The sequence below is a fragment of the Methylobacterium persicinum genome (assembly GCF_022179525.1).
Taxonomy (GTDB): Bacteria; Pseudomonadota; Alphaproteobacteria; order Rhizobiales; family Beijerinckiaceae; genus Methylobacterium; species Methylobacterium persicinum.
The window spans coordinates 69,621-92,355 of record NZ_BPQX01000063.1; the positions used below are offsets into that span (position 1 = coordinate 69,621).

17 protein-coding genes are annotated in these 22,735 nt (G+C 68.7%); 4 read left to right on the top strand and 13 right to left on the bottom strand.

From position 1 onward, the window contains the following. Positions 1-213 precede the first annotated feature (213 nt). Positions 214-1,161 carry a glycoside hydrolase family 16 protein gene (locus MFF22_RS22710; protein ID WP_238252917.1) on the bottom strand — a complete coding sequence of 316 codons (948 nt, stop codon included), beginning with the start codon at positions 1,159-1,161 and terminating at the stop codon, positions 214-216. 582 nt (positions 1,162-1,743) lie between these two features. Between MFF22_RS22710 and MFF22_RS22715 the strand changes: the two genes are divergently transcribed. Then, positions 1,744-2,808, top strand: a complete 1,065-nt coding sequence (locus MFF22_RS22715; RefSeq protein WP_238252918.1) for a glycosyltransferase family 4 protein — start codon at positions 1,744-1,746, stop codon at positions 2,806-2,808. A gap of 165 nt (positions 2,809-2,973) precedes the next feature. Here MFF22_RS22715 and MFF22_RS22720 read toward each other — a convergent pair whose 3' ends face one another. From MFF22_RS22720 to MFF22_RS22755, 8 genes are all read right to left on the bottom strand, one after another. Next, the gene (locus tag MFF22_RS22720) at positions 2,974-4,683 is read right to left on the bottom strand and encodes a tyrosine-protein kinase domain-containing protein (RefSeq protein WP_238252919.1); all 1,710 of its coding nucleotides are present in this window, start codon (positions 4,681-4,683) and stop codon (positions 2,974-2,976) included. Next, on the bottom strand, positions 4,680-5,588 hold the full coding sequence (locus tag MFF22_RS22725) for a glycosyltransferase family 2 protein (protein WP_238252920.1): 909 nt from the start codon (positions 5,586-5,588) through the stop codon (positions 4,680-4,682). The genes MFF22_RS22720 and MFF22_RS22725 overlap by 4 nt, the downstream gene beginning before the upstream one ends. A 114-nt stretch (positions 5,589-5,702) precedes the next feature. After that, complete coding sequence (locus MFF22_RS22730; protein WP_238252921.1) at positions 5,703-6,857, bottom strand: glycosyltransferase family 4 protein; 1,155 nt, start codon at positions 6,855-6,857, stop codon at positions 5,703-5,705. Then, complete coding sequence (locus tag MFF22_RS22735) at positions 6,854-8,269, bottom strand: hypothetical protein (RefSeq protein WP_238252923.1); 1,416 nt, start codon at positions 8,267-8,269, stop codon at positions 6,854-6,856. The genes MFF22_RS22730 and MFF22_RS22735 overlap by 4 nt, the downstream gene beginning before the upstream one ends. Positions 8,270-8,276: 7 nt before the next feature. Then, entirely contained in the window at positions 8,277-9,587 is a 1,311-nt protein-coding gene (locus MFF22_RS22740; protein WP_238252925.1) for a polysaccharide biosynthesis/export family protein, read from the bottom strand. 7 nt (positions 9,588-9,594) lie between these two features. Further along, entirely contained in the window at positions 9,595-10,548 is a 954-nt protein-coding gene (locus tag MFF22_RS22745) for a Wzz/FepE/Etk N-terminal domain-containing protein (protein WP_238252927.1), read from the bottom strand. A 30-nt stretch (positions 10,549-10,578) separates the two neighbouring features. Next, positions 10,579-11,751, bottom strand: coding sequence for a glycosyltransferase (locus MFF22_RS22750; RefSeq protein ID WP_238252929.1), 1,173 nt, complete (start codon positions 11,749-11,751; stop codon positions 10,579-10,581). A 197-nt stretch (positions 11,752-11,948) separates the two neighbouring features. Further along, a complete protein-coding gene (locus MFF22_RS22755; protein ID WP_238252931.1) occupies positions 11,949-12,653 on the bottom strand; it encodes a sugar transferase in 705 nt (234 codons plus the stop codon). A gap of 549 nt (positions 12,654-13,202) precedes the next feature. Here MFF22_RS22755 and MFF22_RS22760 point away from each other — a divergent pair. The 3 genes from MFF22_RS22760 to gspD all read left to right on the top strand — a co-directional run bounded on the left by MFF22_RS22760 (position 13,203) and on the right by gspD (position 18,989). Next, positions 13,203-14,933 carry a type I secretion system permease/ATPase gene (locus MFF22_RS22760; protein WP_370877605.1) on the top strand — a complete coding sequence of 577 codons (1,731 nt, stop codon included), beginning with the start codon at positions 13,203-13,205 and terminating at the stop codon, positions 14,931-14,933. Beyond that, a complete protein-coding gene (locus MFF22_RS22765; RefSeq protein WP_238252933.1) occupies positions 14,933-16,288 on the top strand; it encodes an HlyD family type I secretion periplasmic adaptor subunit in 1,356 nt (451 codons plus the stop codon). The genes MFF22_RS22760 and MFF22_RS22765 overlap by 1 nt, the downstream gene beginning before the upstream one ends. Before the next feature lie 244 nt (positions 16,289-16,532). Then, on the top strand, positions 16,533-18,989 hold the full coding sequence (gene gspD / locus MFF22_RS22770; RefSeq protein WP_238252934.1) for a type II secretion system secretin GspD: 2,457 nt from the start codon (positions 16,533-16,535) through the stop codon (positions 18,987-18,989). Between the two features lie 142 nt (positions 18,990-19,131). Here gspD and MFF22_RS22775 read toward each other — a convergent pair whose 3' ends face one another. The 4 genes from MFF22_RS22775 to MFF22_RS22790 all read right to left on the bottom strand — a co-directional run bounded on the left by MFF22_RS22775 (position 19,132) and on the right by MFF22_RS22790 (position 22,666). Further along, on the bottom strand, positions 19,132-20,091 hold the full coding sequence (locus MFF22_RS22775) for a DMT family transporter (protein ID WP_238252935.1): 960 nt from the start codon (positions 20,089-20,091) through the stop codon (positions 19,132-19,134). Positions 20,092-20,559: 468 nt separating this feature from the next. Then, the gene (locus MFF22_RS22780; protein ID WP_238252936.1) at positions 20,560-21,060 is read right to left on the bottom strand and encodes a hypothetical protein; all 501 of its coding nucleotides are present in this window, start codon (positions 21,058-21,060) and stop codon (positions 20,560-20,562) included. Further along, positions 21,057-21,587: a type II secretion system protein M gene (locus tag MFF22_RS22785; protein WP_238252937.1), complete on the bottom strand. Its 531-nt coding sequence runs from the start codon at positions 21,585-21,587 to the stop codon at positions 21,057-21,059. The genes MFF22_RS22780 and MFF22_RS22785 overlap by 4 nt, the downstream gene beginning before the upstream one ends. Then, positions 21,584-22,666, bottom strand: a complete 1,083-nt coding sequence (locus MFF22_RS22790) for a hypothetical protein (RefSeq protein ID WP_238252938.1) — start codon at positions 22,664-22,666, stop codon at positions 21,584-21,586. Before MFF22_RS22790 ends, MFF22_RS22785 begins: the two co-directional genes overlap by 4 nt. Between the last annotated feature and the right edge of the window lie 69 nt (positions 22,667-22,735).

The window sequence follows — 22,735 nt, forward strand, 5'->3', positions numbered from 1 at the left end:
CACAATCAATGGTCCGGAGCGGGCTCTGTGATCCAAGGATTACAGAAGCCGCTCCGGATACGCAGGCGAATGAAAATACTCGCATTCATTTCGATAGGATGGGGCCGGGGGGCCGTCCAGCCGTCTCGACAGCGTAGACGGCCGGACCCGCCCACCCCGACGGCGGCACCGGGCCCCCATGTCTGACGAGGCTTTTCCGTCCGCAGCCCGCGCTCAGTGCGGGTCTTCCCACACCCGCACGTAATCGAAGACGGCATCGGCGTAGCCGGACGGCGGTACGTCGACCCCGCTGTCGGTGTGGATGGCATTGTCGAGCAGAACGAAGAATTTCCCCGCGGTCTTCGCCCGCGGCAGCTTGAGGCGCTGAACCTCCTTGCGGTCGAAATAGATGATGACCTCGGTGTCCGTGATCTGCACGCCGTACACGTGGAAATCGGCCGTCAGGTCTTCCTTCGTATTCGTCCACAACAACTGGCCCTTCTCGGCCTCGTTGCCTGTCTTCCCCGGCCAGTAGATAGCGCCAGAACTGAAGAATCCCACCGAATCGCCATAGAATTCGAGGGCATCGATCTCGATTCCCCCGGGATCGGTCGCCTTGGTCGGCTCAGTGTCGTTGCCCAGCATCCAGAAGGCGGGCCACGATCCCTTGTTCTTGGGAAATTTGGCGCGGGTTTCGATGTAACCCTTCCGGATCGCGGTGGGAGACGGCTTGCGCGGGAAGGCGGTGCTGACCTCACCGCTGTACCATGTCCGACCCCAGTTCTCGGGATCCTTGTAATTCGGATCATGGTGGGCCCGGAGCGTCAGCATCCCATCCTTCACGATGTAGACGCTCGTGAAACCGGTCTCGTGCGAGGTCACGAAGTGGGCGCCGCCCCACTGCCCGCCATCGGGCTTCGGCCCGGGGTACCATTTGGTGAGGTCGAGGCTGTCGCCGTCGAAATTCTCGTCGAACACGAGCTTCATCGAGTCGGTGATGAAGCCGGAGGGGCTTGTCTTGCCCGCTGTCGCCTCCGCCACATGGGCACTGCCGTCGGCGGGACCCGGCCGGGCCACGGCGGGGCCGGTTTCCCCCTGGGGGGACGCGGCCTTCGCGGCGCAGCAGAGGAGTGACGTGGCGCAGAGCGCAGCCGTCAGCGTTCGGAGTGATCCGATGATCATTACTATCCCTGGCTCTCACCGACCGAGACGGGCCGGGCCAAGCGGCCCGAAACCCCGGGCGCACATCGCACGCGCAGACGGCGTAGGTAGGGTCGGCCACACCATCGTGAAGCGATCCGCCACCCTAAAATTCCTTCCACGCCCGTTCGAAGGCCCCCTGGATCGGACGTCAGGGAGCCTTGTTTCCATGAAGTGAAACCGATCGGAGGGGTGAGACGCATCACCCGGTCCGCCATCCACGAACCACACCTTCTTCAGTCGGCTGATAAAGGGCATCGCCCTGGGTATCGCCTCTTGCCCTTTTTCGGTAGTAATTTGCTCGAAAGCAGGTTCGTTCCATCTCATCGAGATGGTATCATTTAGAGATCATCGCGCTGGCACAGATCCTGAAAATTTCAAGTCTACGTCCTGCGTGAACCGATCCAACTCGCAAAGCTTGTCCAATCGGTGCCATCCACGGATCGGCCTGTTGCCTACTGGAAACTGCCTGTGATTGCGAATTCTTCAGGAACGGACACGACCGCGCCGACGGCCAAGGGGACGACCAAGGGGGCTGAGACCTCGCGGCCGCTGAATGTCTTCGTGCATCTGGCTGCGGACAAGGACGCCGTCGCGTGGCGCGAGGCTTGGCTCGCCCGGACCCTGGTGGGCATCAACGACGAGACCCCCTACGGCTATGGCCGCGCGACGACCATGGGGTGCAGGGTCGTGTTTTCCCGGACGACGCCCGAGGCGCTTCCGGTGAAGGTCGTGCGACTCGGCCTGCGCGTCCTGACGGGGTTCGATGCGATCCATGCCTTCCGGCAGCGCCGGGCGATGGGCGAGGCGGACGTCGTCTGGACCCATACCGAATCGCAGTACCTCGCCGTGGCCGCGATCCTCGCCCTGTCCAAACGGCGGCCGAAGCTTCTCGGCCAGAGCGTCTGGCTCTTCGATCTGTGGAACAAGCTCACGCCGCTCCACAAGCTCCTGTATCGCCGGCTGATCCGCCACGTCGATGTCCTGACGGTCCACTCGTCCGAGAACTTCGCGGTGGCGAAGGCGCTGTTCCCGGGCAAGCGGATCGTCCTGGTTCCCTTCGGCATCCCGTCCGAGGAGATGACGGAGCCCGTCCCACGGGCCGGCAAGCCCTTCCGCATCCTGTCCATCGGCAACGATCGCCACCGGGATTGGACATGCCTCGCATCGGCCCTCGACGGGGTCGACGACGCGGAAGCAGTCATCCTGTCGGGGACCGCCCCCCGCTCCCTGACGCAGGGCCGGCCCAACCTGGAGATCAAGCAGGCCCGGACGAACGGCGAGCTCTTCGCCCAGTTCGCGCAGGCCAGCGTGGTCTGCGTCCCCCTGAAGCCGAACGGGCATGCCAGCGGCATCACCGTGATCCAGGAGGCTGTCCTGGCCGGCGTTCCGGTCATCGCGACCGCCACCGGGGGCCTCGAAGGCTATTTCGGCACGGATGCGGTGCGCTACGTCCCGCCGGGCGATCCCGATGCCCTGCGGGATGCCCTGCGGGAGATCGCCGGTGACCCGGAGGCCGCGCGCCAGCGGGCCGTCCGGGCGCAGCGGCACATGGTGGAGGCGGGGATCGGCGCGCAATCCTTCATCCGCCAGCACGTCGAACTCAGCCACGATCTGGTCGGACGGTAGAGCGTTTTCTGTAATCCTTGGATCACAGAAAACGCTCTAGACCATTGTTTTTGCCGCATTTTCTAACGCCGAACCGGCTTCCACTTCGGCGGAAAATGCTCCAGGCAGCGCGACCGGCCAGCGCGCCGCCGCCTGCGTCGGAGGGGTGCCCCCCCTCCTGATCGGTCAGGCGTGGCCCTCGGCCGAGATGGTCCCGCGGACCAGGCGGCGGTTCCTGCGGGGAAGGGGGTCGTTGAGCACGATCCCGAGGACCCGGCCATTGGCCGAGCGCAGGGCGCGGACAGCTTCCGCGAGCTGATCGAGCTTGGTCCGGTTGAGGGCCGCGACGAGCACGATGCCCGAGAGCATGCCGGCGATCGCCTGCGCATCCGACGACGCTTCCAGGGGAGGCAGGTCGAGGATGAGGTCCCGCGCCCCGTTGTACTGGGTCAGGGCCGCGCGCATCGCGTGGGTCCCGAGGAAGGCGTTGGGATCGGCCATCTGGTCCGACGCCACCGCGGGCACGAAGCCGAGGGAGGTCGTGAGCCTCACCTCGGGGAGGTCGATGCTCCCCGGCGACGAGTGGATGAAGTTGTCGAGACCGGCCTCGCTGTTGGGGGCGAAGCGCCGGGTCAGGTCGGGCTTGTGCAGGTTGGCATCGACGAGCACCACCCGGCTGTTCGAGGCCGCGAGCAAGCCGGAGAGGTTCGCGGTGAGCGCGCTGCAACCGTCGCCCTCCCGGCACGACACGAAGCCGATCGAGACCTGGTTGGCCTTCGTCCGCGCCGCGAAGAGGACGGTGCGCAGGAGGCGCAGGGACCGGGCGAAGTCCGATCCGGGCTGGTCCAGGGCGGTGGTATCCGACAGCCGCCCCGGCCGCAGGCGCGGGACGAACACAAGGCAATCGATCCCCAGGACGCGCCGGATCTGAGCCGGCGAGCGCACCGTCCGGTCGAAATTGTTCATGATCGCGATGAAGGCGACGCCGGTGACGAAGCCGAACAGGATCCCGAACAGGAGGTTGAGCTTCGTCTGCGGGTAGGCGGCGGCCAAGGGCCGGAGCGCCGCGCCGACGATGCGGGCATCGGAGTCGGGGAACTGGAAGTCGGTGATGACGCCGCTCGCGACGGCCTCGTCGGCCGCCTTCTTCTCGGCCTGGATCAGGGTGATCCGGCCCTGGAGGAACTCGGTCCCGCGCTGCTCCGAGACGCCGTGGACGAGCACTTGGTCGCGGATGTAGGCGGCGGCGATCGAGTTGGTGAGGCGGGCGGTCGCGTCGGGGTTGAGGCCGCGGAACGACACCTCGATCACGTAGGATTGGCCGAGCCGCCGGACCTGGACCCGGTCGGAGAAGTTCTGGAACGCGATCTCGCGGGCCTGGGCGGCCGCCTGTTCCGGGGTGGATGTCCCGCCACGCGAGAACGTCAGCAGACCCATGACGCCGCCGACGATCCGGCTGACGAACCCCGGGGGCTTGGGCGCGAAGGCCGGGTCGGCATTGAGGTTCAGGGTGTCGAACACGTAGCTCAGGTTGCGCACCGAGCGCACGATCTGAAGCTGGCTCTCGGCCTGCGCGCTGTCGAGGATCGGGGCGACCGCCGAGGCCGCCGTCGCCGCGTCGGCGCCGGGGGGAAGGCGCACCCTCGGCTCCAGGGCGATCTGCGCCGAGGAGACGTATTCGGGCTGCGCCATCAGGGTGTAGGCGAGGCTGGCCGCGAAGCAGAACAGGAGCCACAGGATCAGCAGGAGGCCCTGCCGCCGGACCGCGGCGACCAGGTCTCCGATCCAGGTGGCCCCGGGATCGTCCTCGGCAAAGCGCATATCGATATGCTCGAGGCCCGGAAGCGCATCCGGATGGGGCTCGTCCGCACGGACGATGGGGCTGGTGTAGGTCATAGGGAGGCAGCCCGTTCCGGGGTCAGGCGCAAGCGCACGAGGTCGAGGGCGGCGATCAGGTTGCCGCGGAGCCGGCCGCGCCGGTCCACATAGGGTTCCGGCCGGGCCGACTTGGCGATGTTGGCCATGACGTTGCGGCTGATCTGCCTGAGGGCTTCCCGCGTCGTCATGGTCCGCTTCCGGCTCAGATAGATGGGGTTCATGATCTGAGAATAGCCGAACTTGAGGCCCGACACCCTTCCGCCCTTGGTACCGAGATGGACGCCGTAGGCCTTGCCGATCTTGATCCGCCGGCCCCCGCGTTTCGCCAGCGCACCGCCGAAATCCCTGTCCTCCAACCACCCGTAGAGGACGAGCCTCTCGTCGAAGCGAAGCCCCTCGATGGCCGTCCGCCGGAAGGCCATGTTGCAGCCGTAGGGGCTCTCGTCCTCGACGACCCAATCGCTGCGGGACGGGTCGTGCGCGGCGATGCGGGCGAGGGCCTCCTCCCGGGTGAGGCCCGGCCCCATGATGCCGTCCGCGATCACGCAGCCGGTGATGCACGCGATCTTGGGATCGGACAGGAAGGTATCAGAGACCGTCTCGAGCCAGCGGGGGTCCGGGTAGAAGTCGTCGTCGAAGAAGACGAGCCAGTCGATGTCGTCGGGCACGACGTCCAGGATCCCGTTGCGCTGGCGCGGCAGGCCGGGCTCCCGGTAGATCACGGTAACGTCCGGATCCGAAGCGATGGCGCCGACATCCCGCGGCTCCGTGCAACAGACCACGATCGCGTGCGGCTTGAGACTCTGGCCGGCGAGGTTGGAAAGCATCGCCGCGACCTGGTCGGGCCGGCCCTTCGTCGCGATGCCCACGCAGACGCGGGCGCCGTTCGCCCCTGGCTCGCGACGGGCTTGTGTGATCGTCATCGTCCGCCTCCGCATCGTCCGTGTTGCGGGCCCGCGCAATCGGTTCTGTCCAAATCCATCCTCATCCGCGGCGAAGCCGATCCGAAACGACGTTCATGAGTATCCGCGAAGGCCTTACAGTCGATTGAGCAGATCGAGATAGGTCCGGGCCGAAGCACGCCAGGAGAAGTGCCCGACCCGCTCGCGGCCCCGGCCGCGCAGGTCGTCCTGCAGCGAGGGCGAGGCGGCGAGCCTGCGGAAACAGGCGAGCCACGCCTCACTCTCCTCCGGATCCGCCAGCAGGGCGGCATCGCCGCAGATCTCCGGCATGCAGGAGCGATCCGAGGAGACGACCGGGCACCCGAGCGCCATCGCTTCCACGATGGGGATGCCGAACCCTTCCGAAAGGGACGGAAAGGCGAGGCACAGGGCGTGCGCGTAGAGCCAGGCCAGATCGTCGTCCGAGACGTAGCCGAGACGGTGGATGTTCGTGGCCTCAACCGCCTGCATCTGCGCGAAGATCTGAGCGGATCCGCCCGCCACGACGAGGTCGAGGCCCATCGCGTCGAGGGCCGGGGCCTGCTTCAGGATGAAGGCCGCGTTCTTGTGCTTGGCCTGGCTGCCGAGGAGCAGCAGGAAGGGGCGGATGTCCCGGAGGCGCTGGCCGAGGTCGGAGGCGGCCCCGTTCCACCGGGAGGTGTGCTCGTGCCCGTTGGGCACGACCGTGATCGTCCCGGCGGGGATCCCGAGGTGGTGGGAGAGGCGCTGCGCCGACGTCTGCGACACCGAGGTGATCACCGCCGCCCGGCGGGCGAGGCCCGGCAGCAGGAGACGGTAGACGAGGCGGAAGGCGAGACTGTAGCTGTCGGGCTCGTCGAAGACGTTGGTGTCGTGCATGCACACGATCTGCCGCCGGACGGCGACGGGGCCCGTGTTGCACAGGTTGAGCAGGGGCGGCTTGGCGCGAAACGGCAGGATCGTCTGCTCCCAGGCATGCCCGGAGGCGCCCCCCGTGGCCAGCGGCGCGATGGCGGCAAGGCCCGGTCCTTCCGCCCCCGGCGGCAGGACCAGGGTCCCCCGCCCTGCCCCCTCGCCCAGCAAGCTGTCCATCTCCGAGACGATCTCGCGGGCATAGCGCTGCACGCCAGTCACGGGCTGGCCGTAGAACCGCCCGTTGATCGCGAAGGCCGCGCCCGTCGGGGAACGGTCCTGGCGTTCGACGGGGCGGGCGATCCGGCTCGTCGGATCCTCGGCGGCCTTCTTCAAAGGGACGAACTCCACACTGTTCATGCCCGCCCGCCCACCGGAACCGGAGAAGACGGAGAGGGTCCGGGCACGGGACGCGGGGCGGGCGTATGCGACGCGGCGATCAGGCCGAGGACCGAGGCAGCGCCGACGCCGATATCGGGAATGGTGGAGACGACGAGATACATCGAGAGGGTGGGCAGCAGGCTGAGCTTCAGCGCCGTGGAGAACACCGCCACGTCCTTCGGAGCCTCCCGGGGCATCGTCAGGAGTTGCTGGGCGATGAAGCCGAACATCATGAGTGCCCCGAACACGCCGGTGCTCCCCAGGATCGACACCGCCCAGTTCGACACGCGGATGGAGCCAAGGCCGGCCCCCATGCCGCCCGTATCGAGGAAGGCGTGCCAGCCGATCCGGGTCCACATGCTGCGCTCGGCATAGGAGGCCGACTTCGTCTTCTCGTAGAGGAGACCGTCGATCACCGAGTAGACCGGATCGAGGAGATTCGGCTTCATGACGATCCCCGCGAAGACCGCGAAGAGTGCCAGGAAGAGGACGGCGAGCTCGAAGTTGAGCCCGGCACGGCGCGGATTGTACGTATCGAAGATGCGGTAGACGAGGTCCGCCCCGTAGACGAGGCCCAGCACGCCGAGGCCCACCAAGCCGGTGGCCGACGTGGAGAGGATGGTCATCAGCCCGAGCAGCGCGATGGCGACCAGGACGGAGGTCTGCTCGGCGCCCTTCTCGTAGAGGGGCCTGAGATAGATGAGGGACGCCATCAGGCCCGCGCAGGCCGTCCCGAAGGTCGACGCCTCCGGCATCAGGCCGACCACGCGCTTGGCGCCCTCGGCCTCCACATCGACCAGGAAGGAGTAGGTCGCCGTGCGGAAGGGCTCGAGGACCGAGCCGATGTGGAGCGAGTAGGTGATGAGGTCGACGACGCCCGTGAGGAACAGGACGTAGGCCGCCCAGACCAGGGCGAGGCGGTAGTGCCGCCTCAGGGAGGCCGATTGGCCGATGATGGAGAAGGTCAGGGCCGTCCCGTAGGACAGCATGAGGTAGCAGGATTGCGTGTAGTTGCCCGAGCTCGGCCGCAGGATGTCGGTTCCGGAGATGGGCGCCGAGATCGGCACGACCTCCAGGAGGCCGAGGAAGGCCCGCGGCAGGATCACTGCCCCGAAGACCCCATAGCCGATGAAGGTCGTGAACAGGATCATCCGCTGGGGATCGAGGGCGGATTCGATCCCCCGGGTGATGTTGCCCCGCTGGACCAGCGCTTTGCACACGAACAGGGCGGCGCAGGCCGATTGGGGCAGCAGGTTCACGCCGCCGCTGAACGGCAGCATCTGCAGGCTGCCGAAGGCCCCGGTGATCATCAGCAGATAGAGAAGGCTGGGACCGCGCGAGAGCACCGCGGCGATCATCAGGACCCACAGGACGGCGGCGGGCCAGCTCACCGCCGCCTCAGAAGTCGTTCACGGGGCCACCCAGGGTGCGCGCGGTCTCGGCGCTCATCCCCGGAACCGAACCCTTGGCCGCGTCCGTGAGGTGAGGCTGGACGCGGACGACGTCGCCGGGCTGGAGAAGGTCGTTCTCGTCCGCCGAGATCTGCTCCGACTTGCCGTCGCGGCGGCGGAGGATCGTGTATTCCGGCTTGGAATAAGCCTCCGCGTTGGCGACGACCGTCGCCGGGGAACGGATCTCCGCCTGGTAGAGGAGGTTCCGGGCGGCTTCCAGCTTCGCCGTCGTCTCGTTCAGCCTGATGCGGGTCTCGGCCAGCTCCTGGAGGGCCGTGTTGCGGCGCTGGTCCTTCACGTCCAGGATGTCGCGGTCGGCCTTCGAGATGTCCTGCCGGGCGCGGATCACGGCGATCTGCGTGTCGAGACGGTTCGATTCGAGGGTTGCAATGGTCTGCGACGTCTCCACCTGCCGCGGCATCGCCGACAGGCCCCTGTTGACGAGGCCGGTCACGCGGGCCAGCTCGGTCTTCATGATCTCCAGCTGGTCGGCGGTCGTGGAGTCCTTTGACGAGAGCGAGGCGATCTGCTCCGTCAGGAAGTCCTTGGTCTGCTTGAGATTGGCGATCTGCGCGGTCAGCGACGCCCGGCGGGTGTCGAGGGCCATGCGCTCCTCGCGCATAATGCGCGCGACTTCCGGATCCTTGGAGCGGGATTCCAGCTCAGGCGGGAAGGTGAGGGGCGCATCCTTGATCTCGGCGTCGAGCCGGACCTGCTTCGCGATCAGGGCGAGACGGGTCGCGGCGAGCTGCTTGATCTCCCCCCGCGACTGGACGGCATCACGCACGAATTGCAGCAGGACGTCGGTGGGCACCCGCTGGATGCCCCCCGCGAGGCTGACGCCCTGAAGGACGGTGAGGTTCGGCCGGTACTCGTATCCGCCCGGCTTCTCGACGCTGCCCGTCACGTAGAAGGGGCGGAACTTGATGATCTGCACCGAGGCATCGGGCTTGGTGGCGAGCCCGGCCTTGGTCTTCAGGCGGTCGGCGATGTCCGCGGCGATGTCCGACGTCGTGCGCCCGCTCGCCTCGATCTCGCCGACCACGGGAAGGGAGACCCTGCCGGATGCGCCGACGGTGAACTCGCCGTTGAAGGCCTGCCATTGATAGGCTTCGCCCGTCCCGGCGCGCAGATCCGACACCTTGACCTGGAGCTGGTCCAGCGGTCCCAACCGGTAGGCGTCCTCCGCCCAGACCGCGCCGGCGCTGGCCAATAGGACGGCCCCCGCCAGATGCAGCGCTCGAAGACACGTCCTCATGCGATCCTCATGCCCTCTGGAAAGCTGCGGTGGCAGCCATCCGATTCGTATGCCGAACTGTCGTCCCACGCGATAGCAGGATGATCAGTAATCCGCTCGCCAAGCCAAGTCCGCCCATCATCATCACGAGCGGAACCATCTTCGGGTACGCGACCCCGACCGCCCGGCTGGCCGGCCCGAGGAGGCGTACGTCCGCGTCGGGCATGGCGTCCTCGGGGATGACGCCGAAGCGGCTCCCGGCCTCGGCGGCCATGACCTGCCCCATCAGGTTCGACAGGCGGCTTTCCAGGTAGACGCCGCGCCGCTGCTCGCGGGCGAGGACGCCGCGGAGCCGGTAGGCCGCGTAGGTCGACGCGATCGCGTTGACGATCCGGCTCGCCTGCTCGGCGCTCTGGGCCCGGTAGGAGATCTCGATCACGTAGGACAGGCCGAGCCGGCGTGCCCTCACGCGCCCGAGGAAGGCGTTGAACGCCTCGATAGATTGGGCGTCCTCGGCCGGGATCTGCCGGAAGCGGTCGATCCTGGCGCCGAGGAAGGCCCACAGGCCGTCGGACCCCGACCGGATCTCCGGCGCGTCGGCGAGGTTCTGGTTCTTGAACACCTGATAGAGCAGGCGCTGCGAACTCAGGATGCGCAATTCCGTCTCGCACTGATCGCTGTCGATCACGAGTTGGTAGAAGTGCCGCAGGTTCTCGGGTCCGTCGTTGACCACCATCTGCGGCTGAAGAAGGATCTGCGTGGACGCGATGAAATCGGGGTGCAGCAGCTTCGTGTAGACGGCGGCGGAGGCGACGAAGGCCATCACCCACACTACGAGGAAGACGATTCTCCGCCGCAGCAGGCGCAGGACGTCCGTCACGGTCGCGCTCGCGTCCGTCACGGACCGCTCACCGGTCCAGATCGACTGGCTCGTGGACGGGCCCATCGACTGGCCGCCCGCCGGGGCCTGGAGGTCCTTCATCGCGACCGACCCCGCCTGCCCTCGCGGCGGTCACCCATAGGCCGGCCGCCTGCGCTTGAGGAGGACCTTGCCGCCTTCGCCCGACGTGGCGGCAGCCGGCGGCTCCTGGCCGTAGGAGGCCGCCCAGGCGTCGGCGATGGCATCGCGCATCTGGCGCTCGAACCGGGCGGGATTGAACTGGCGCGCATGCAGGACGATGTCCGCGGAATCGATGTCCATGCGCTCCAGGCGTGCGATGGCATCGATCAGGGAATCCTGGCTCTGCTCGTCGAAGAAGACCCCCGTGCGCCCGTCCACCACCGTCTCGGTGGCGCCGCCCCGGCCATAGGCGACGACGGGCCGCCCGCTCGCCATCGCCTCCACCGGGACGATGCCGAAATCCTCTTCGCCGGGGAAGATGAGGCCCCGGGCCCTGGCGTAGTGGTGGCGCAGCTGCGCAAAGGGCTGCGCGCCGAGGATCTCGACGGTCGGCCCCGCCAAGGCACGCAGCTCGGACAGCATCTCGCCACCGCCGATCACGACGAGGCGGCGGCCCGTGGCGTTGAAGGCCCGCACGGCAATGTCCGGCCGCTTGTAGCGGACGAGTTCGCCCACCATCAGGTAATAGTCGCCCACCTCCTCCGGCCCGACCGGGGAGAAGGCGTCGATGTCGACGGGCGGGAACACGATGCCCGCATCCCGGCGGTAGTAGCGGCGGATGCGGGCCGCCACCGTGCCGGAATTGGCGACGAACCGGTCCACCCGGGCGGCCGAACTCTCGTCCCACATCCGCAGGTAATGGGTCAGCAGCGGCATCGACAGCCGCGTCAGGCGCCCCGCCCCCTCCCGGTAGTCGTGGTACATGTTCCAGATGTAACGCATCGGGGAATGGCAGTAGCAGACATGCACCGCCCCCTCCGGCGTCACGATACCCTTGGCCGGCCCGGATTCGCTGCTGATGATCAGGTCGTAGCCCCGCAGGTCCAGCTGCTCCAGCGCCAGCGGCATGAGCGGCAGGTAGGACTTGTACATCCGCGCGGCGCGCGGAAGCTTGGCGATGAACGACGTCTTGATCGTATGCCGGCGCAGGTCGTCGGACAGGATCTCCGGGACCACGACATGGGTGAAGATGTCGGCCTCGGGATACATGCGGCCGAGGGCTTCGAGAACCTTTTCGCCGCCACGCATCCCCACCAGCCAGTAGTGGATGATCGCAACGCGCATGAAGTCCTCCGGACCGGGTTCTCGGACAAAGCGCGCCGCGCCGCCGGTTTCGGGCGGAGGAAGCGCGCATACGATCGAAATGCGACGTCACGGCTGCGGTTCGGCCGCAGCCGTGACATGATCCTTCAGACTTACAGCATCCTAAGGATAGATCACAACAGTTCGTTCACACAAAATTACGGAGAGTTAATATCCGTTCAGTAAGAACCCTTCACCAGGAAGACAGCCGGGACCGTCCGCAGGATGATGACCATATCGCCGGCAAAGCTGCGCGATTCGACATACTGCCGATCGAGCCTGACCCGCTCGGCATAGCTCGTATCGGACCGGCCGCTCACCTGCCACATGCCGGTCAGGCCCGGACGGACCGCGAAATACGCAGAGGCCGCGTCGCCGTACTTCTCGACCTCGGCCTGGACGATCGGCCGGGGACCGACGAGGCTCATCTCGCCGCGGACGATGTTGATGAGCTGGGGGAGCTCGTCGAGGCTGGATTTCCGCAGGAGGTGGCCGACGAGGGTGACCCGCGGATCGTTCTTCAGCTTGTGGGTCTGCTCCCACTCCTCGCGGGCGGCGGGATTCGCGGCAAGGTGACGCCGCAGGATCTCGTCTCCATCGAGCCGCATGGAGCGGAACTTGAGGCAGCCGAAGGTCTTCCCGTTCCGCCCGAGCCGGCGATGGCTGTAGAACGGCGAGCCGCCATCGACGGCCGCGATCGCCACGCCCACCAGGGCGAAGAGCGGCAGGAGGAGGAACAGGCAGAGCAGGGCGACGCTGACGTCGAAGGCCCGCTTCAGGGCCTGATCGATGATTCGGGTCTGGCCGACCCTCTCATTCGTCAACGCGGTGCCCGCGATTCGTTTGAGCCGGTCTCCGGCAAGGGGCAAATTCAGGTGCCGCATGCCTCATCCCTCTCTGGCGCAATCAAGGTCACTAAATTTTACGAGATATTAAGATTTCAATGGCAGATTGCGCTGCACAACTCAAGCTGCAACTTGGGGCATTTTGCCTAATTTTTTCATCCTGAGGATGGAACCCTTTGCGCGGCTTGGGTTTTGAGGACAATAATCCTTCAATACTGGACCGTTCAGCAAGCTTAAGCCTGTGCCCCGACAACGCCCTTGCTGCGTTGCAATAATCCGCCGATTTGTACCCTCCGGGTGGCCGTCGGGCGGCGACGTAGCCTGGAAATAATCCTTCCCCTCTCCGGGCCGGCGAGTCGATTGCGGATTTCTGCGTAGGTGTTTTCCCGCCCCGCGGATCGCCTGGCGGGTGTGCCGCCGCCTCCGGGCGGCAGGATCGCTTGGCTACAGCTGAAGAATGTTATTAACCTATCTCAACCATGGTCGGACGATGCTTGTTTTCACTGGTTGAATTCACGGCATCAGACACATTTTCCAAGTTGTGTCTCCGTATTCGTTCCACCGCGTCGGCGCCGGCGAGTTGTCATGATGAAGACAGGCAGACCCTCAACGCTGGGCGCGGCCCTGGAGCGCTGCCGCATGGCCTTCGTCGGCGTGGCCTGCATGAGCGCGCTGGTCAACGTGCTCTACCTGACCGGTTCGTTCTTCATGCTCGAAGTCTACGACCGGGTCATCCCGAGCCGGTCGGTGCCGACCCTCGTCGGCCTGTGCGTGCTGGCAGTCATGCTCTACGGCATCCAGGGCCTGCTGGAGGCGATTCGCGCCCGGGTCCTGGTGCGAATCGGCATGGCCCTCGACGAATCGGTGAGCGGACGCGTGTTCGACGCCACGGTCCGCGGCCCGCTGAAGGGGGGGCTCGGCGGCGACGGGGGCACGCCCCTGCGCGACCTCGACCAGCTGCGGGCCTTCCTCTCGGGGGGCGGCCCGTCCGCCCTGTTCGACCTGCCGTGGATGCCGGTCTATCTCGCCATCTGCTTCCTGTTCCATCCGCTCATCGGCGTCGCGGCCATCGGCGGCATGCTGGTCCTGGTGGCGGTCACTTTCCTCAACGACCGGGCAACGCGCCGGCCCACCACCCTCACCGCCGTCCACGCCCAGCAGCGCAGCGCCCTGGCGGAGGTCTCCCGGCGCAACGCCGAGGCCCTGGCGGCCCTGGGCATGCAGGGCCGGCTCGGCCTGCGCTGGGCCCTGGTCAACCATGACTACGCCCTCGCCCAGCAGCGCGCCTCCGACGCGGTGGGGGGGTTCGGGGCTTTGTCGAAGGTGTTCCGCACCGCCCTGCAATCGGGGGTGCTGGCCCTGGGGGCGTGGCTGGTGATCCACAACGAGGCCACGGGCGGCATCATCATCGCGTCCTCGATCCTGGTCTCCCGGGCCCTCGCCCCGGCCGAGCTCGCCATCGCCCACTGGAAGAGCTTCGCGGCGGCCCGCCAGAGCTGGCACCGCCTCTCCGAATTGTTCGCCCGCCTGCCCGAGGCGCCCCAGCCGCACCCCCTCCCCGCCCCCGTCCGCACCCTGACGGTGGAGGCGATCACCGTCGGCCCGCCCGGCGCCCGGAGGATCGTGGTGCAGGATGCGAGCTTCGGCCTCACCGCCGGCCAGGGCCTGGGGGTGATCGGCCCCAGCGCGTCGGGCAAGTCCTCCCTGGCCCGGGCGCTGGTCGGCATCTGGACGCCCCTGCGCGGGCAGGTCCGCCTGGACGGGGCGGCCCTCGACCAATGGTCGAGCGAGGCGCTGGGGCCCCATCTCGGCTTCCTGCCGCAGGAGGTCGAGCTGTTCCCCGGCACGGTGGCCGAGAACATCGCCCGGTTCGAGGATGGGGCGGATCCCGGCCGGGTCATCGCCGCCGCCACGGCGGCCCGGGTACACGAGATGATCCTGCGGCTGCCGGAGGGGTACGACACGCGCATCGGCGAGAACGGCAGCGGCCTGTCCGCCGGCCAGCGCCAGCGCGTCGGGCTCGCCCGCGCCCTGTACGGCGACCCGTTCCTCGTGGTCCTCGACGAGCCCAACTCCAACCTCGACGCCGAGGGCGAGGCGGCCCTGACCGAGGCGATCGCCGGCGTGCGCCGCCGGGGCGGCATCTGCGTGGTGATCGCCCACCGCCCGAGCGCCCTCGCCGCCCTCGACCTCGTGCTGGTCCTGGCGGACGGTCGGGTCCAGTCCTTCGGCCCGAAGGACGAGGTCCTTAAGCACGTCCTGCGCGGCCCTGTTCCCGGCCAGCCCCCGGCCGTCCCCACCCTGCGTGAGAGCGCGTGATGCCCCAGGCCGCCATCCCCGCCATCGGCTCCCTCGGCGTCCCCCTGGCGCCCCCGGCCCCCGTCGCCATCCCCTCCATCCGGACCCATCTCGGCGTCGCCCTGGGCCTCGGCCTGCTCCTGCTGCCGGGCATCGGCGGCTGGGCCGCCTTCACCCGGATCTCGGCGGCGGTGATCGCCCCCGGCCAGCTCGTGGTCGAGTCGGACGTGAAGAAGGTGCAGCACCAGACCGGGGGCGTGATCGGCGAAATCCGGGTCCACGAGGGCAGCCGGGTCCAGGCCGGCGACGTGCTCGTCCGCCTCGACGGCACCCAGATCCGCACCAACCTCGACATCGTCCTGAGCGCCCTGGACGAACTCTCCGCCCGCCGCGCCCGGGACGAGGCCGAGCGCGACGGCGCCGGGGCGATCACCTTCCCCGCCGACCTTGCCGCCCGGGCCGGGACGAGCCCGGCCGTCGCCCACCTGATGGAGAGCGAGGCGCGGCTGTTCCAGTCCCGGGTCTCCGCCCGGGAGGGGCAGAAGGCTCAGCTCACCGAGCGCATCGCCCAGCTCCGCGAGGAGATCCGGGGTCTCGGGGAGCAGACCGACGCCAAGAACCGCGAGATCGCCCTGATCCAGCAGGAACTCGTGGGCGTGCGCGACCTCTACGCCAAGAACCTCGTGCCGCTGTCGCGGGTGACCGGGCTGGAACGCGACGCGGCGCGGCTGGAAGGCGAGCGCGGGCAATTGATCGCCACCACCGCCTCGTCCAAGGGCAAGATCGCCGAGACCGAGCTGCAGATCATCCAGATCGACAAGGACATGCGCCTGGAGGTCGGCAAGGACCTCGCCGAGATCCGCGGCAAGTGGGGGGAACTCGTCGAGAAGCGCGTGGCGGCGGAGGACCAGCTGATGCGCATCGACCTGCGCGCGCCCCAGGACGGCGTCGTCCACCAGCTCACCGTCCACACGGTGGGGGGCCTCGTCACCCCCAACGAACCAGCCATGCTCATCGTCCCGGAGGCGGATCAGCTCCTCGTCGAGGTGCGGGTGCAGCCCCAGGACATCGACAACGTCCGCCTCGGCCAGCCGGCGATGCTGCGCTTCTCCGCCTTCAACCTGCGCACCACGCCCGAGGTGGAGGGCGACGTGGTCCGCGTCTCCGCCGACGTCACCCAGGACCCCAAGACCGGCCTGACCTACTACACCGCCCGCATCCGCCTGAACGCCACCGCCAAGGAGGTGCTGGGCGCCCTGCGCCTCGTCCCCGGCATGCCGGTGGAGGCCTACATGCAGATCGGCGAACGCTCCGTCCTCTCCTATCTCACCAAGCCGCTCACCGATCAGATCGCGAAGGCCTGGAAGGAACGGTGAGCGTCCGATCGTCCCTTGGCCGGCGATGGTCGAACGGACGGATGCTTGTACCATCCATGAGAGCAACGACGTCAAATACCGGCTGACACCACGCTGACATCACCGGAAATTGCACTTCATCTTTAGTTCCGTGCTCGGTTTCAGCTCAAGTATACACGCATAGATTGTGTTTAAAGGTTTTATTAACCACGATCTCTTAGACGTAGCCCCGGGCGATACAGCCGGAACGGGGACCGTCGGTCGAATGAAGGGTCGCGCACAGTCCATCGGCGCGGCATTCCTGTGCGCCGCGGCCTCTGTCGCGACGGCGGCCGAACCCCTTGGCGACCCCCCGCTGGGCGCCTCTCAGGACGGCACGGGATTGCGGGGCGGCGCGGGCGTCGTCGTCCGGGGCAACGACCGGCTCACGGGAAGCGAGGCGGCCTCGCAGGAGGCCCTCCCCGGCGGGACCGTGAGCCTCAACCTCGTGGACGTCCCCCTCCCCGTCGCCGCGAAGGCCGTGCTCGCCGACACGATGGGCTGGGGCTACACCCTGGATGCCGCGGCCGGCGGCACGCTCACCTTGCAGACGGGCGGCCCGGTGGCCCGGGGGACTCTCCTCGCGATGTTCGAGGCGGCCCTCTCCAGCCGGGGCCTCGTCCTGCGGCGGCGGGGCCGGACGGCGCAGATCCTGCCGGCGGGGGGGACCACCCTGCAGCCCGTGCGCGGCGCCGGGGCCGAGGCGGGCGCGGTGGTGGTGCCCCTGCGCTGGATCTCGGCGGCGGAGATGCAGGCGATCCTCGCGGCAGTCGCCCCCCGGGACGTGGTGCTGCGGGCCGACCGGGCACGTAACGTGCTCATCCTCAACGGCGATGCCGGCCAGATCCGCACCCTGCGCCAGACCATCGAGGTGTTCGACGTCGACTGGATGCGCGGCATGTCGACGGCGATGCTGCCGGTGCGCAGTTCGAATCCCCGGGCCATCGCCCGGGACCTCACGCAGATCTTCGGGGGCGAGACGGCCGGGACCGGGGACGTCATCCGCTTCGTGCCGAACGAGGCCCTGAGCGCGGTGCTCGTGGTCACCTCCCGGGCCGTCTACCTCGACCGGGCACGGGTCTGGCTCGCGGAGCTGGAAACCCTCGCCGCCGACCGGGAGCGGCAACTCTTCGTCTACCGGATCCAGAACCGCTCGGCGAAGGAGCTGGCCGCCGTGCTCCAGGGCGTCGTGGCCGCCGAGACCGGCATCAACGTGAACGTCTCCTCCTCCGCCGGCTTCGGCGGGGCGCAAGGCGCCGGCTTTGGAGGAGCTCAAGGCGCCGGCTTTGGGGGGGCTCAAGGCGCCGGCCTGGGCGCCGGATTCGGAACCGGCCCGGATTCCTCCGGCCTGGGATCGGGCTTCGGGACGGGGGCGGGCTTCGGCTCATCCGGGTTCGGGGGCGATGCGTCGGGGCTTGGGTCCGGCCAGCCGGGCGGGGCGGGAAGCCTCTCCTCCACGGGCCCCCTCGGCGGAGGAGCCGCGGGCGCCGGGCTTGGCGCGGGCTCAAGTGGAATGGGAGCGGGATCCGGCGGGACTGCCGGGCTGGGGGCACCGGTCCTGGGCGCCGGCTACGGCGGGGGCTACGGCGGCGGGGGCGGCCTGCCCGGAGGGTACGGGACCGAGGGAAGTTACGGCTCGGGCTACGGCGCGAACCAGCGCCGGGATTTCATCGGCATCGTCGCCGACGAGGTCAACAACAGCCTCGTCGTTTCGGCCACCCGCAACCAGTACGACAAGATCCTGCGCATCCTCGGGCGCCTCGACGCGATGCCGACCCAGGTGCTCCTGGAGACCGTCATCGCCGAGGTGACGCTCAACGACCAGCTGCAGTTCGGCGTGCAGTGGTTCCTGCAGAACCGGGGGGACCGACTGAACCTGTCCACGAGCGCCACCGCGAACACCGCCGCCGGGGCGGTGCCCGTCACCGGCACCGGCACCGCCGTGAGCGGGACTGCGGCCATGATCAGCGCCGCCACCCGGGGCGTGCCTGGCTTCAACTACCTGATGAGCGCGACGAACTTCAACGTGGTGCTGAACGCCCTCCAGGGCATCACCCGGGTCCACGTCCTGTCCTCGCCCAACATCACCGTCCTCGACAACCGCACGGCCAAGCTGCAGATCGGCGATCAGGTGCCGATCGTGAAGCAGAGCGGCCAGAGCGCCCTGGCGGCCGGGGCGCCGATCCTCAACCAGATCGAGCTGAAGGACACGGGCGTTATCCTGTCGGTGACGCCGCGGGTGAACAAGAACGGCCTCGTGGTGCTCGACATCAACCAGGAGGTCAGCGACGTGGTGCCGACCACCACCTCGACCATCAACTCGCCGACGATCCGCCAGCGGCGGGTGGCGACGAGCGTGGCGGTGAACGACGGGCACACCCTGGCGCTGGGGGGCCTCGTGCAGGAGAAGTCGCAGCTCTCGAACGAGAGCCTGCCGATCCTGGGCGACCTGCCGCTCATCGGCCCCGCCTTCCGCAACCGCGACGACCAGCGGGTGCGCACGGAACTCATCGTCTTCATCCGCCCGAAGGTCATCCGCGGCACGGTCGAGGCCGACCGGATCGCCGACGACTTCCGGCAGCAGTTCAAGGCGATGATGCCGGTCCGCCCGGTTCCCCCGCCCCCGCCGATGGCCATGCCCCTGCCGGGCCCCGAGGGGCTCCTGCGGCGGATGATGGATTAGGGTCTGAACGCGATCAGCGTGATCGTTTGAAGGGCTGCTTGGGGTGGAATTCGGCTGGTCCGTTTCTGGGCGAGGGTGCATCGAAGCGGACACGATGCCCGCGCTTACACACCCTCCAGACGGCAAAGCGTCATCCTTCCGCTTAGATGTCCCGCCGTTGATACATCTCAGGCGGAATGCGCCGTCTTTGCTGGCTGAAAGCCCAGACGCGACCGTCAATGGCGGCAAGCCCGCACCCAATCAGCGCCATGCCGATAAAGTGTTGCGGAGCAAGGCGCTCTCCCAGCACCAATGCGCCCAGCAGGATGGCCGACACCGGGATTAGGAAGGTGACAAGCAGAAGGTTCGTCGCTCCAGCAGTCGCCAGGATACGAAAGTACAGCACATAGGCGAGCGCCGTAGACAGGACCGCAATACCGACGACTGCGCCCCACACCGATGCGCTCGGTAGCGGCAAGGTCCAAGGGCGGTCCGCGACGAGGACGAAGGGCAGAAGCATGAACGCAGAGGCCGTCACCTGTCCTGTCGCCGTTGCGAGCGGCGGAACGCCCATTCGCCGGAAGCGCCGCCCGAAGATACCGGCGAAGGCATAGGACAGGGCCGCGCCGAGCACGGCCACCTGTGCCAAGAGGTCGGTCCCGAGCCCCGCCAGAACGGCGGGTCCGACCATCACGGCGACGCCGACAAGCCCTATGAGCACGCCCACGAGCCGGTTGCCGGTCATTCTCTCGTCGGACGTGAAGACGTGGGCAGCGACGACCGTGAAGAGCGGTGTGGTCGCATTCAGGATGGCGGCAAGCCCTGACGCGATGTGGGTTTGGCCCCACACGATGAGGCAGAAGGGAATGGCGTTGTTGAGGAGGCCCATGCCGAAGAAGGCGGCCCATACCCGAACCGTGCGCGGCATCCTCAGGCCCAGGAGAGGCATGACAGCGTTCAGGATCAGAGCAGCGAGCCCGACCCGCAGGAGAACGAGGGTGAATGGCGGCAGGGCCGAGAGCGCCACACGTGTGAAGAAGAACGATCCTCCCCAGAGTACCGAGAGGCAGAGCAGCATCGCCCATTCGGACGCGGACATCGTGCGGTTCACGGGAGGCGGCATGGCGGACCTTTCGCGGGTTCGCCTCGTGCTACGATCTCGTCCCGGTGGTGCGCTTCCCGTTTCCTGCTCTCCAATTCTCTGTCCGCTCACTACCTAGCGCGTGACAAGCTAGGCAGCCGACAAATGGCCGCTTGTGGGATGCTCTGGCCGCCCTCGGGGCGACCGGATCGGGTCGAAAGCAGCCACCCACAAGGCCAAGCCGAGTGAGCTCAGACCCCAGGGCGTCTTCTATAAGACGGACTCCGTGCGGTCGCTTCTATCCGAGCCATTCGCCCCGCCGCGCTCCCACCCAACCGCCGTCATTGCGAGCACAGCGAAGCAATCCAGTCGGCGCCGCCTCGTCCGGACAAGTCGCGCCCTGGATGGCTTCGGATCCGCTCGCAATGACGGCATCGGGGGTGGGGACACGGAAGGGTGGACGGGCTGGCCCGATCCGATCGATCGCCGTCCGGCCCCCCTCACCTTCAGCTACCGCCGCAGGGCCGGGGGGGCGTCCGCGAAGGGGACCGGGCGCAGGATGGCGGGCTGGCCGAGGAACGCCGCCTCGAAGGAGCGGCCCCGCTGCGAGACCGTCACCCGGTCGGGGCCGATGGCGGCGATCCGCCAGTCGCCCCGCCCCTCCCCGCGGGTGAGCCACGCGAGGTCGCCGCTGCCGTCGTCGATGACGGTCAGGGCCTGACCCCCATCGAGGCGGATGCCCCGGAGCACCAGCACCGGCGCGGGGGGATCGGGCCGCAGGATGAGGTCGCGGCTGCCCTGGGCCGTCCAGGGCCGGCGGTCCGGGTCGAACAGGGGGCGCCTCACGGCCGATCCCTCGGGCGCGGCCACGGGGGGCGCCGCCTGCGGTTTCGGCGCGGCGCCGATATCGACGGGCAGGACCTGCACGGCCGTGGCCGCGAGACCGGCGACGGCGAAGGCGAGGCGGGCGGGCCAGCCGGTCGCGGCCAGGACCGTCGTCGGGGCTCTCATGGCGCCCTCCTCGGCTGGGCCGGTTTGCCCGTCACCACTCCCCTGGCGGCGAAGGCGAGGCGCATGAGCGTCGGGCGCCCGATCTCCGCATCGGCCGGACGCTCCACGGTGAGGTCGGCCTCCTCCACGGCCATGAGGGGCGAACCGGTCTCTACGGCGTGGGCCAGCCCATGCAGACCCTCGGCGGTGCCGCGCAGGGTCGCGCGCAGGCGCGGCAGGGCCGGCCGGGCCGGATCGGGTTCGATGAGGGTCCCGTCGATCACCACCGCCCCGGTCCCCGCGAGGGCCTCGAGGCGGGCGCGGAAGGCAGCCAGGAGGGCGTCCCCGTCGGCGGCGGTCAGGGGCGGGACCCCAGGTTGGCGGGCCGCCTGCTCCCGCGCCCGGTCGAGACGCGCCCGGGCTGCCTCGATCTCGCTGTCGGCATCGAGGCCGGAGAAAACCGGGCCGGCGCCCACGGCCCCCAGCAGGCCGAGGGCGACCAGGCGGGCGAGCATGGGCCGGATGGCGATGTGCGCGAATCCGATCACGGCCGACGGTCCTCCACCGCCCGGGGCAGGTTCAGGGTGAGGCGGCGGTTTCCCCCGGCCTCGTTCTCCGCGCCCTGCAGGACCGGCAGCCCGAAACCGGGCAGCCGGCCGAGGGCGGCTAGCGTCCCCGCCTCATCCCGGACGGAGAGGACGAGACGCATCCCCGTCCCGTCGAGGTGGAGGGCGGTGGCGGAAGCTCCGTCCGGCAACGCCGCCGCAAGGGCGTCCCATGTCCCCGCCAGGGGCGGAGCGCGGCTGGCCAGGATGGCCGCGAGACCCGCCTGGACCGGCGGCGGCACCGTCGCGGCCGAATGCCGGGCAGCGGCGAAGGCGTCGTCCAGGGCGGCCAGGGTCGCATCCTGGTGCGCCCGCCAGCCCCACACCGCCCCTGCCAGGAGCAGGGCCGCCCCGATCCACAGGGCGAGATCGCCCCTCCGCTCGCCCCCGAACAGGGCCGGAAGCGCCCGGTGCCCGTGGCTCAGGAGATCGACGGGCAGGGTCTGGTCCTCGGCCCGGCCGACGGCGACGGGCCCGGCGGGCAGTCCGGCCGCGGCCAGGGCATCGAGGAGCGGATCGAGCCGCGCCTTCTTCACCACCACATGCCGAACCCGCAGGGTGCGCGAGGCGACGTGCTCGCCCTCCACGAACCAGTCGCTGTAGACGGCGGCTGTGCGGAAGGGCGTGGCCGCCTCCAGTTCCTCCGCCAGGAGGTCGCGCATCCGCGGCAGCGCGGCGCTCGGCAGGTCGAGGCTGCGGATGAAGCAGGCGGACGGGTCGAGGATCACCTTCGCCCGCTGCCCGCCCCGGCCCCCCGCCACCGCCGCGATGCGCTCGGCGAGGTCGGCCGCCTCGGCCTCGAAGCGGTAGGTCCGTGCCTCCCCCTCGCGCCGGTCGGTGACGGTCACCGCCTCCCCCGGCGCCCCGAGGCGCACGGTCAGGGCGGCGGGGAGCCGGTCCGTCCGGGGCTCGGAGAAGCCGGCCAGATGCACCGCCGCGTCGAGGATCCGCCGCAGCCGCGCCGTCCGGATTCCGGCCGGGAGCAGGCGGATGACGGAAGGAACGGCGGAGGGGGCGCTCACGGTCGGGCTCCGGACTTCACAGAACGCCTCGTTAAGCCTCCGGTATTGCTAACCCTTTAAGGTTGTAGC

Bases quoted from the DNA above. Each gene is read 5' to 3' on its own strand.
- MFF22_RS22710 (WP_238252917.1), bottom strand. From the start codon at position 1,161: ATGATCATCGGATCACTCCGAACGCTGACGGCTGCGCTCTGCGCCACG.
- MFF22_RS22720 (WP_238252919.1), bottom strand. From the start codon at position 4,683: ATGACCTACACCAGCCCCATCGTCCGTGCGGACGAGCCCCATCCGGAT.
- MFF22_RS22725 (WP_238252920.1), bottom strand. From the start codon at position 5,588: ATGACGATCACACAAGCCCGTCGCGAGCCAGGGGCGAACGGCGCCCGC.
- MFF22_RS22730 (WP_238252921.1), bottom strand. From the start codon at position 6,857: ATGAACAGTGTGGAGTTCGTCCCTTTGAAGAAGGCCGCCGAGGATCCG.
- MFF22_RS22740 (WP_238252925.1), bottom strand. From the start codon at position 9,587: ATGAGGACGTGTCTTCGAGCGCTGCATCTGGCGGGGGCCGTCCTATTG.
- MFF22_RS22745 (WP_238252927.1), bottom strand. From the start codon at position 10,548: ATGAAGGACCTCCAGGCCCCGGCGGGCGGCCAGTCGATGGGCCCGTCC.
- MFF22_RS22750 (WP_238252929.1), bottom strand. From the start codon at position 11,751: ATGCGCGTTGCGATCATCCACTACTGGCTGGTGGGGATGCGTGGCGGC.
- MFF22_RS22755 (WP_238252931.1), bottom strand. From the start codon at position 12,653: ATGCGGCACCTGAATTTGCCCCTTGCCGGAGACCGGCTCAAACGAATC.
- MFF22_RS22760 (WP_370877605.1), top strand. From the start codon at position 13,203: ATGAAGACAGGCAGACCCTCAACGCTGGGCGCGGCCCTGGAGCGCTGC.
- MFF22_RS22765 (WP_238252933.1), top strand. From the start codon at position 14,933: ATGCCCCAGGCCGCCATCCCCGCCATCGGCTCCCTCGGCGTCCCCCTG.
- gspD (WP_238252934.1), top strand. From the start codon at position 16,533: ATGAAGGGTCGCGCACAGTCCATCGGCGCGGCATTCCTGTGCGCCGCG.
- MFF22_RS22775 (WP_238252935.1), bottom strand. From the start codon at position 20,091: ATGCCGCCTCCCGTGAACCGCACGATGTCCGCGTCCGAATGGGCGATG.
- MFF22_RS22780 (WP_238252936.1), bottom strand. From the start codon at position 21,060: ATGAGAGCCCCGACGACGGTCCTGGCCGCGACCGGCTGGCCCGCCCGC.